The 256-nt window shown below is 63.7% G+C and carries 1 protein-coding gene; it reads right to left on the reverse strand.

Going from position 1 to position 256, the window contains the following annotated elements; genetic code table 11:
* A partial coding sequence (locus R0J88_RS21540) for a hypothetical protein (RefSeq protein ID WP_410901109.1) occupies window positions 1-256 on the reverse strand: 256 nt, incomplete at both ends.

Consider the following 256-nt stretch of genomic DNA (forward strand, 5'->3'; position numbering starts at 1 on the left):
CTGGAGACCTGCTCCGCGCCCTTGCCATCGGCACCGGCCTGCAGGTCACGCTCGCTATGGCCGATCGTGGGCAGCACCCAACCATGCTTGCCGGGGTGCAGGTGGCTGCGATTGAGCTTGGTGGCGATATGCACCGTCATGTCCATCTCGTGCACCTTCTCGACCACGCGCTTCTGATCGGGAATCGCGCGAAAGAAGTTGCCGCCCATGCCGATGAAGGCGCGTACCTCACCGCGCAGAATCGCCTCGCAGCATT

The sequence above is a fragment of the Pseudoalteromonas sp. SIMBA_162 genome (assembly GCF_046535955.1).
Taxonomy (GTDB): domain Bacteria; phylum Pseudomonadota; class Gammaproteobacteria; order Enterobacterales; family Alteromonadaceae; genus Pseudoalteromonas; species Pseudoalteromonas marina.